At 62.3% G+C, this 9,258-nt stretch carries 7 protein-coding genes; 2 read left to right on the forward strand and 5 right to left on the reverse strand.

From position 1 onward, the window contains the following. Nucleotides 1–90 precede the first annotated feature (90 nt). Both YUO_RS0107505 and YUO_RS40055 read right to left on the reverse strand, forming a co-directional pair. Entirely contained in the window at nt 91–1,380 is a 1,290-nt protein-coding gene (locus tag YUO_RS0107505) for a serine hydrolase domain-containing protein (RefSeq protein ID WP_198027985.1), read from the reverse strand. 170 nt (nt 1,381–1,550) lie between these two features. Then, nucleotides 1,551–3,743, reverse strand: a complete 2,193-nt coding sequence (locus YUO_RS40055) for a PAS domain S-box protein (RefSeq protein WP_083754491.1) — start codon at nt 3,741–3,743, stop codon at nt 1,551–1,553. 313 nt (nt 3,744–4,056) lie between these two features. On the opposite strand from YUO_RS40055, the gene YUO_RS0107515 reads away from it, so the two are divergent. Beyond that, nucleotides 4,057–5,352, forward strand: a complete 1,296-nt coding sequence (locus tag YUO_RS0107515; RefSeq protein ID WP_235782652.1) for an ABC transporter substrate-binding protein — start codon at nt 4,057–4,059, stop codon at nt 5,350–5,352. Between the two features lie 142 nt (nt 5,353–5,494). Here the strand turns inward: YUO_RS0107515 and YUO_RS0107520 are convergent, their stop codons facing one another. The 3 genes from YUO_RS0107520 to YUO_RS0107530 all read right to left on the reverse strand — a co-directional run bounded on the left by YUO_RS0107520 (nt 5,495) and on the right by YUO_RS0107530 (nt 8,465). Then, a complete protein-coding gene (locus YUO_RS0107520) occupies nt 5,495–6,262 on the reverse strand; it encodes a substrate-binding periplasmic protein (RefSeq protein ID WP_028346712.1) in 768 nt (255 codons plus the stop codon). 37 nt (nt 6,263–6,299) lie between these two features. Continuing rightward, nucleotides 6,300–6,647 (reverse strand): c-type cytochrome, encoded by a 348-nt coding sequence (locus YUO_RS44615; RefSeq protein ID WP_235782639.1) that lies wholly within the window; start codon nt 6,645–6,647, stop codon nt 6,300–6,302. Nucleotides 6,648–6,740: 93 nt separating this feature from the next. Next, nucleotides 6,741–8,465, reverse strand: a complete 1,725-nt coding sequence (locus YUO_RS0107530; protein WP_028346714.1) for a pyrroloquinoline quinone-dependent dehydrogenase — start codon at nt 8,463–8,465, stop codon at nt 6,741–6,743. Between the two features lie 608 nt (nt 8,466–9,073). On the opposite strand from YUO_RS0107530, the gene YUO_RS44620 reads away from it, so the two are divergent. Then, on the forward strand, nt 9,074–9,258 hold a 185-nt coding region (locus tag YUO_RS44620), incomplete at its 3' end, for a helix-turn-helix domain-containing protein (protein ID WP_028346715.1).

Below are 9,258 nucleotides of genomic sequence, written 5' to 3' on the forward strand. Positions count from 1 at the left end.
GCCTCTTCCATTTCCAATGTCGCATGCTGGCCCCAATCGGACGTCACCAGTTCGCGGGAACAGAGCGAACCCTAACTTGGTATCGAACCTTCAATCGGCTGCATAGAACGCCTCCCGGACGGCATTCGAAATTGGACCGGAGCCGATAATCGCTGTCTGGGTCATGACTACGCCGATGACGCGATTTGTCGGATCGATCCAAAACTGCGTGCCATAGATGCCGCCCCATCCATAGCTACCGGCCGGAAGACGGCTCTTGGCTGCGGCGGGATCAGTCAGGATCCCGAAGCCCAGCGTGAAGCCCCAACCCGGCCCGCGAATCGTCGGCATGTTGCCGGTCGCGTTCTGCGTCATCTGCCGGACCGTCTCAGCGCGGAGCACCCGCACGCCGTCAAGCTCGCCCTCGTTCAGCAGCATCTGCAAGAACCGCGCGTAGTCGCCGATCGTGGCACTCATGCCGGCGCCGCCGGAATTGTACGCAGTCGGAGAGAAGGCGCGGTTCGGGTCGAGGCTGGCAGTGCCCTTGGTGGGTGGGAACGGCACTGCCTCAGGCCCCATCACGGGAACGTAGCCTGTGCCGAGCGCGCCCGTGACCTGTGCGGGTCGCGTCACCTGCACGAAGCGTGAGCGAAGAGCCTCAGGTGGGTTGAACACAAAGCTCTCAATGCGCAAGGGCTTTGCAATGCGCTCGGTGACAAAAGTTTCCAGGCTGTTTCCCGTCACTTTCTCGATGACGGCGCCGAGCACGTCCGTCGCAAGCGAGTATTCCCAGCCCGTACCAGGCTGATAGCCAAGCGGAACGGAGGCGAGACGCTGCATTGCTTCAGCGGTGGTTACTTCGGGCTGATCTAGCCCGTCTGTCACGCGCGCGTCGCGATAGGCATCCACAAGCCGGGGATTATTGATGAAGTTATAGGAGAGCCCGGCGGTATGGGTGAGCAGTTCGCGGATGGTCGGGGGCCTGTTGGCCGGCCACTCGGCGCCGTCGGGCCCTCTCACCCGCAGCTTGGTGAACTCGGGGAGGAAGCGGCTAACCGGATCATCCAGACCAATCTTGCCCTGCTCGACAAGGATCATCGCCGCCACTGAGGTGACAGCCTTCGTCATTGAGGCAACTCGGAACATGTCGTTTGCGCCGATCGGCGCGGTACCCCCGACCTCGCGAACGCCGACGCTGCGGCTGTACACCGGGCGGCCGTCTTGGAGGATCAGCGCCACGATACCCGGCGTGCTACGGCCTTCCACCAAGCCCCGAATGGCTTCATCTAGCTTGGCGTTGCGCGCCTCGGGCGAAAACGCCTGGGCTACCGGGACGGGGCTGAGCGCGAAAGCTATTACTGCGGCCCCAAGCAGTCGGGTGACAAGACGACGTGAGATCATGATATCCCTCCCGTAGACCTGTTCTGAGGCCGCCATTCTGCAGCCCCTTCAGATGGGAAGCAATGTCTAGCGCACGCACATGTCCGCGCTTGCCTCCTAGTGGCCGGTCCGAGCACAGCGCAGGGACATTTGCTCCAGCCGCGAACGGCTTACTGCTTCTCGCTGCAACCTCATGCGGCCGGGTTGGACCGGATCTGCCGGGCTTGAACGCTCTCGTCTTGTTCCAGCGGCAGGGAAAATTGAAACATGGCGCCCCGCGGTTCGTTCGCGCTCGCCCACATCCGTCCCCCGTGAGCCTCGACCATCGACCGGCAGATGGCGAGGCCCATGCCCATGCCCTTGGCCTTCGTCGTATAGAAGGCCTCGAACACGCGCTCGACATCCGCCGGGTCCAGGCCCGGGCCGGAATCGCGAACCGTGACGAGCACGCCGCCCGCGGCCTCCCTTTCGCTGTTGATCCGCAGTGCGCCTGCCCGCTGGTCGACGCCCTCCATCGCTTCAATGGCATTGAGGATCAGGTTCAGAATCACCTGCTGCAGTTGGGTGCGATCGCCTTTCACCATAGGCAAGCCCGGCGCGAGGTCGGTCTGCAGCAAGATGCCGTCCTTGAGCATTTCGCTCCGGGTCAGCGCGACCATTTCGAGGATGGCTTCATTGAGGTCGAACCGATCATTCCGCGGCGGCACCTTGTTGATGAGGGCCCGGATCCCGTTGATGACGTTGCCGGCGCGCTTGCCGTCCTCGACGATACGACGAAGGGAATCCTGAACCTCGCCGAGATTGGGCGGTTGAGCGCCAAGCCAGCGCAGGGCAGCCCCGGCATTGGTAACCGTCGCCGCGATCGGCTGGTTGACCTCATGTGCAATCGAGGCCGTCAATTGACCCATCGTGGTGACGCGATTGGCGTGCGCGAGCCCCGCCTGCATGGCGCGCAAGGCTTCTTCGGCCCGCCTGCGTTCGGTGATGTGCCGCCCGACACCGCGGTAGCCGACGAAGCGCCCCGTCTTGTCAAACACCGGCAGCCCGGAGACGGACACGTAACGCTTGCTGCCGTCGGGGCCAGCTCGCGCAAGCTCAAAATCGCGAAACGGCAGGTGGGCATCGAGCGTCTCCCGGTGCTTGCGCCAGGCCTCTTCATCCGGCTCCAGGTAAGGCACTTCCCAACGGGTCTTGCCGATCTCGGAGCCCGGCGCTGGCGCGTCGGCAAGGCTCTCCGCGAACTCCTGGTGAGTGAAGCGATGTTGCGCATCAGTCTCCCAGTACACGTCGAAGGAGAACTGCACGAGGGTGCGAAAGCGTTCCTCGCTCTGCCGCAGCGCCTCTTCCGCCCGCTTGCGCTCGGTCAGATCGAGGACAAAACTGACACCTTGATTTGGGCTTTGTTCGAACATCACCCCGCCGAGCAGCACCGGCACGCGGCTACCGTCTTTCCGGAAGTACTCTTTCTCGGATGGCTGGACGGTCCCCGTCCGTCTCAGCTCTTCCGCGGCGCGTGCGTCGCGGTCGCGCCATTCCGCCGGTGTCAGGTCCGCCCAGTTCAGCCGACCCGAGGCAAGATCCTCCCGGTCGTAACCCAACATATCGAGAAACGCGTCATTGGCCTCGAGAATGCGACCTTCGAGATTCCAAATGACGATGCCGACGATGTTGGCGTCGACCAAGCGCCGGATCTTCTTGTCGCGCGCCAGGAGATCGCCGTGGAGCGCGACGTTCTCCGCGATCGCCTTACGCCGCCTTATTGCTTCGAGCCGCGCAAGCGCCAACCCCACCACTGCCAGTGCTGCGACAATGACGATGGCCGTAGCGATCAGCCAGGCCTTGCGTTGTTCGAGTGCCTCGGCGCGCTTCTCCTGATCCACGAGCAGGAAACGCTCGTGGTCCACCATCTGGTCGATTTGCGACTTTATCTCGTCCAGGCTGCGGATCATCGCCAGCGCCGCCTGCCCGGAGGTGCTGGCCGTCTTGACGATGTCATCGATCTCACGCAGCTTTGCTGTAACTGTCAGCGCCAGATGTCCGGCACGATGGTTCTGCAATGGATCGTTCGCGACTAGAGCCTGGAGCGCCTGCGCGTCTCGTCGTACGCTTTCGTCAGAGACGCCGTAAGCCTTGAGATATGAGGGGTCGAGAGTCAGCAGATACCCGCGTCTTTGGGCCTCCACGTCGGCGATGCCCCCCCGCAGCCGATCCAGAGTCTCCAGCACCTGGCGGCTGCGCCCGTGCGCAAAGTCTGCCGCTTGTCGATCCTGACGATATTGGATGGCGAGAAGCCCGGTCGCGGCAACCACAGGCAGGAGCACCGCGACCACGAGCGTCAGCGGACGAGCAAAGCGCCGAGAGGACTGGCTCAGAGGGACTGACATGGCCTGGGCCTTAGATGCTCGCGAGAGCGGCTGTTTTGTGATGCCGACGCAAAGTATTGCTAGTATAATGGAAACACAGCCAGACCCGCGCAGATGAAGTGGGAACCGGCGTGCTCGGCCACATAGATTACACCGGCTCAGGCAGCCCGTCAGTTCTCTCGCAAGGGCCAGAACGTCACGGGACGCCCGCTCGCGTCTTGTGAAGGACTGTCCTCAGGCAGGAGCAATCCTCATGGCTCCGGGTGAAAAGTCGCCACACGGTCGAGGACCGGCTAGCCGGCGCAGCTTCGTCAGGGGATTGGGCGCCGCGGGGGTGGCCTTGCCGGCCCTCGCCATGCTGCCGCGGTGGGGTGTCGCAGAGGATGTCGCCGGTGTCTATGCGCACGCTGCGATAGATTGGAAACAATTTGCCGGGCAGACGATCACGCTCGCAGGCGCGATCCATCCCTGGTCGAACGCGATCACACCGCTTTTGTGGGATTTCACCAAGCTCACCGGTATCAGCGTCGTTACCGACTTCCGATTGGAGACCGCGTACATGGGCGCGCTGCCGATCCAGCTCGCCCGGGGCAGCAGCACACCCGACGTCTTCATGTTTACGGCCTATGGCCAGGGCATCTCGGCAGGATGGCTCGAGCCGCTGAACGCATACTATTCCGATAAGTCGCTGACCGATCTCGGCTGGTATGACGAGGCTGACCTTCTCGAGACAGCCCGCACATTTCCGGTGTGGCGGAACGGTGAACGCTACGCGTGCCCGATCACTTCCGAGGCGGTGACCTTGTTCATCAACGGCGAGGCGCTGGCAGCCAAGAACCTGTCGGTTCCCCGGACTTTCGATGAGCTGCTCGCCACCGCCAACGCAATCAAGACCAGTGAAATGTCCGGGATCGCCATGCGGGCGCAGGCCGGCGGCAATTCGTCCCCGCCGGCCATGAGCTTCGTGTTCTCCTACGGAGGCGACATGGTCAAGGACAACAAGGCCGCTTTCGCGAGCCCCGAGGCCATCGCGGCCATCGAGATGTACGGTCAACTGCTCCGTCAAGCCGGGTCTCGCGGTGTGAGCGGCTACGAATGGTACCACGTGCTGGACGACTTCCTGCAGCGCAAGACGGCGATAGCGATCGACAGCAGCAACTTCGCTACCGACATCTCCAATCCAGCCAAAAGCCACGTTGCCGGGCGGGCCGTGTTTGCCGCCTTTCCCCATGCCGCCGGTCGCCCGTCCGTGCCCTTCATGTCGCACTGGCAGGCGTCCATCAATTCCAGATCACGACACAAGCGGGCGGCTTTTTTGTTTCTGCTGTGGGCGACAAGCAAGCCGACCTCGCTGCGGACTGCCGCAGCGGGGCTGGCGACGACACGCGTGTCGGCTTGGTCGGGCGAGGACTTCAAGAAGGCGTTCGGCGCGCAGGCCGCCGAGGCGGCGCTGACGAACTTACAGAATGCCGATGTTGACCGCGCCAAGGCGATTCTTTTCCATTCGCTCTCGAGACCCATCCTGGACGCATTCATGATCGGCGTGAATGAAGTGGTCACCGGAGCGATGCCGGCGAAGATTGCGATGACCAACGCCGCCGAGAAGGCCAACGCGGCGATCCGCGGATAGCAGGGCTATTACGAGCGCAATGTCCGGCACTGTCGCCGGCTCTCCCGTGCGCTCGTCGCCGGCGCGGGTCCACGCGATCGAGACCCTTGGCCCGATCAAGCACTGTCAACAGAACCGCAAAGGTCGCGACGACAACGCGCAATTACTTCGGCGTTTGCAGCACAACCCCGTAGCGCTTGTAGATTCGATCGATTGTGCCGTCGGCCCGCAACCGCTCGACCGCCGCGTCGATGGCTTCGCGCAGATTGTCATCGGGGCGGACCATGCCAACTGCGACATCCCAGTTCAGGTTCGCCTCGCTCTCATCGCGATCCAGGATACGGAGCGCCTTGTCCGGATGCATCAGATTGAAATAGCTCGCTGCCGTCGGCGTGACTGCCGCCGCGTCGATCTCATGGTTGGCCACGGCCTCAAGGACATCGACCTCAAACCCGAAGGTCGATGTCGGCACCCTCCGCTGACTGATGATCATTGCTGCGAAGGATCCGACCAGAACCCCGACCTTCGTGTGCCCGTCGAGGCTCTTGAACGACGTCAGCTTGCTGGCCTGCGGCACGGCCAGGACAATACCAGTGCGATAGTAGGGTTTTGAAATCCTCAAATTGGTCTCGCCTTGCGCCTCGCGATCGGCAATCACATCCAGAAGAATGTCGCAACCGGCGCTGCGCATCTGGTACCGGGTGATGATCCAGTCGAGCTCCAGTGAGACGCCGAGCTCGCGTGCCAGCGCCCGTCCTAATTCGACCTGAAATCCTGGCGGATCGCCGGCCTTGCTCGCGAATGGAAGCGAGTTGGGATGAGCACATAATCCAAGCACGCCGGTCGAGCGGATGGCGTCGAGGGGCCGCGCCTGAGCCGGGCCGATCAGCCCAATGACGGCGCCGACCATGAACGGGAGAATCGTCTTCATTCCGTATCCCCGTATGGATGGATCGGGTCTCGGCGGTTCAGCCCTCGCGCGGCTTCAAGGCGCGGATGTATTTGATCATCTGTTCGATCTGCGCGTCGGTGAAGGCCCCATCGAATCCAGGCATCGCGCCCTCCTTGCCGTTCTTTATGCGGTCACGCAAAAAATCGTCGTCTCGTGGCGAATTCATCAACTGCGGCCCCTTGCCGGCAGCTCGGCCGCCATTGGAGTGACAAAAACCGCAGGTCCCTGCGAACAACTGCTCGACATCGAACGTCCCGTTGTCGGGCGCAGGGCTCGCAGGCTGCGCCCGGACCGACCCGGCACACGCCAATGACGCGCCCAGCACTGCCGATAGCAGCGCGATGTTCTTCAAGTGCAATTTCAAAACGTCCGGCTCCATTTCCCTAAAAGCCACCCAGCCGCTTCAACGCACGGGGAGCAGGCTTGCGCCCGCCCCCGGCAGATCGTTTGCGATCGCCTATTTGAGGCTGAAGACGACGAGCATGCCGTCGTCGCGCGGCATGCTCTTGTAGATGCCGCCGAAGTTTGGCCCATATTCATCTGCCAACATGCCGCCGAAGCCCGCGGTCACCGCGATGTATTGCTTGCCGCCGACAGAGTAGCTGACGATGCCACCCTGATGGCCGGTGCCGTTGTTGTGATTCCACAGCTCGGTCCCTGTTTCGGCATCGTAGGCGTGAATGGTGCCGCGCGAATCAGGCACGAATACGAGATTGCCTGCGGTCGATAGCACACTGCCCAGCGGCGGCTCGGGGTAGCGAACCTCCCATTTCTTCGCGCCGGTCACGGGGTCGCGCGCGTCGAGATGACCATAGATCTCGCCGCCCGGAGGAGGCGCCATCTTGAAATCGGCGCCGATGTTAAGCTGTGCCTGTGGAGTCGTCACCGGCGTCGTCTTTTGGACGTCGAGCGTCATGCACCATTCCTGGCCGATCTTGTAGTAGAGGCCCGTTTTCGGACTGTACGACCCGGCATTCCAGCTAATGCCGCCACCAATGAATGGGCACAGCGGCGGGTCGGTGACCTTCCCAGCAGTGAAGTCGCGACGTCCGATCAGCGCGCCCGTCTTGGGATCGATGTCCTTGACAAAATTGATGTTCTGGACGAGTCGCCAGACGTTCTTCACGGCAAGATTGCGGTCGTAAACAAAGATGAAGCCGCCCTTGTTCGGATGGACCACGAGCTTCTGGCCGTCGCGCTCGAGCATCACGAACTCGCCGACGGAGCTGTCAAAGTCCCAGGCGTCGTGCGGCAGCTCCTGATGGTAGAATTTCAATTTGCCGGTATCGATGTCGAGACCGATCACTGAGCTCGTGTAGAGATTGTCGCCGGGACGCGCGCCTTGCGTCTTGTAGTCCGCACCCGACCAATCGTAGAGCGGCGCCGGGTTGGCAGTGCCCCATAGAATCGTGTTGGTCTCGGAATCGTAGGTGCCGGGCATCCAGCCGCCGCCTCCGCCGGTGCGCCAGGAGTCACCGCCCCAGGTCTTCATGGCTTCCTCGGTGGGAGCAACCGTCAGGAACTCCCATTTCTTTTTTCCCGTGGCGGCCTCGACGGCGAAGATCGGGCCGCGGCCGGGCCACTCACCGCCCTGCGCGCCGATGATCACCAAGCCCTTGGCATAGAGGGGCGCACCGGTGAAGCCGACCGTCAGCTTCTGGGAATCGATCAGCTTGGTGTCCCACGCCACCCTGCCGGTCTTCGCGTCCAGCGCGATGAGCCGGCCGTCCACTGTGCCGACGTAGACTTTGCCCTCTCCGAGGGCGACACCGCGATTGTAAGGCGAGTGCGTCTGCCGCTTGATCAACGCCTCGTCTAGTTCCGGGAAATAGTGCCAGATCAACTCGCCGGTGGCGCCGTTCAGCGCGAAGGTTCGGCTGTAGGAGCCGGTGTAGTAAAGCACGCCATCAGCCACGAGCGGCATCGACTGCACGCCGCGGGTGGATCTTCCTGGAATATGCATCCAGGCGACACCCAAGTTTCCGACGTTGCTGGTGTTGATCTGAGCGAGCGGGCTGTAGTGATGCGACTTGTAGGAACCGTGATAGGTCAGCCAGTCATTCTGGCCGGCGGCCTCGATCCGCGCGGTATCAACCGTTTGTGCAAAGGCTGACGATGCGGCAAGCGTCGCACCGATCGCAACTGCAACGGGTAGAGAAAGATAACCCAAATGCTTCTTCATCCGTATTTCCTCCCCTTGGTCTTGCTCTTGCGCTGGTTGCTACACTGTCCGGCCCGCCGCACCTGATCGTCTCCCGAGGCGATCGTTTTGTGCCGCGCGCCGGACAATTCCGATTTCCGTTTTCATGAGACGCCCCATCCCGCTCAGGCTCCATCCGGAGCGCAAGCCAACGGTTTCCAGGCAGCGGTCGGCTCGCATCTCAGCAGCCGCTTCCTTGAACAACTGTCCGACACGATCGTGTTCCCTTTGTGGGCGACATTGATGCTGACAGCGACATTGCCGATACCGCAATTACCGCAATTGATGCATCGCACCATCGGCTGTCGGCCTACCCTCCGCGCGCGTGGAGCATTCGCAGCACCACGTCCAATTCCTTCCCGGCTTACACGGGCTTTGCTGCAGTCTAGCGTAGTTTCACGGGATCCGCACCGGTTTCGGTCTTGTAAACCCTGACCGAACGCCAGCCGGTGCCATTTCGCTCAAATGATCATCGCGCTCCTGGCCTACAGGGCTCGACGACTAGATGTGAGCTTTCAGGAGGTTGTCCATTCGGCCCTGACCGAGGAAGCTGAGGTTGCTGAAGCTTCAGATTCTGAGGGGAGAACCGAATGGACACCCATAAGAATGCGCCTCTGACACCGAAAGGTCGAGAGGCGATGGCGCGGAGCGTAGTCGACGGCGGGCTGAGCAAGGCCGCGGCCGGCCGTCAGTTCAACACCACAGCGAAGACGGTCGCCAAATGGGTCGAACGCTTCCGCGCGGAAGGTGTCGATGGTTTGCGCGATCGCTCCTC

This window comes from Bradyrhizobium murdochi, from assembly GCF_000472965.1.
Taxonomy (GTDB): Bacteria; Pseudomonadota; Alphaproteobacteria; order Rhizobiales; family Xanthobacteraceae; genus Bradyrhizobium; species Bradyrhizobium murdochi.